Here is a 638-nt window from a genome sequence, read left to right on the forward strand (position 1 = left end):
CGCCGGCCGTCCTCGTCGCGGCCGGACTTGACGGCGATGCAGTCGTCGTGCGTGGCGAAGGTGACGCGCTCGATCGTGACGTTCTCGCACGAGTCGGGGTCGCAGCCGTCGCTGTTGGGACCCTCGCACTCGACCCGGACGTCGCGCACCGTGATGTTCCGGCTCAGCACCGGATGGATGTTCCAGAACGGGGAGTTGCGCAAGGTGACGCCCTCGATCAGGACGTTCCGGCAGGCGTAGGGCTGGACGAAGCTGGGCCGAAGGTAGTGCCCGGCGCCCAGGACGCGCTCGGTCACCGGCACACCCTGCGCACCCCACTGTTCGAGGGTCGCCCAGTCGGCACGCTCGTTGGGCATGCCGGGCTTCCAACCGTACTGTCCGGAGCCCTTCCAGGGCCACCAGTGCGCGGTGTCGCTCCGCGCGTCGAGGACCCCGCGGCCGGTGACCGCGATGTCGCGTTGGCGATAGGCGTAGATCAGGGGGGAGTAGTTGTGGACCTCGATGCCCTGCCAGCGGGTACGTACGACCGGCATGTAGGCGGCCGGGTCGGTGTCGAACAGCACGGTCGCTCCCTCGGCCACGTGCAGGTCGACACCGCTGAGCAGGTGGATGGCACCGGTGGCCCAGCGGCCGGCGGG

1 protein-coding gene is annotated in these 638 nt (G+C 69.9%); it reads right to left on the reverse strand.

Annotated elements, in window-relative coordinates:
* Positions 1–638, reverse strand: a 638-nt coding sequence (locus BZY54_RS08950) for a glycoside hydrolase family 28 protein (protein WP_244217050.1), incomplete at both ends; no start/stop codon positions are given.

Origin of the sequence: Streptomyces carpinensis, from assembly GCF_002154505.1 — a bacterium.
Classification (GTDB): domain Bacteria; phylum Actinomycetota; class Actinomycetes; order Streptomycetales; family Streptomycetaceae; genus Streptomyces; species Streptomyces carpinensis.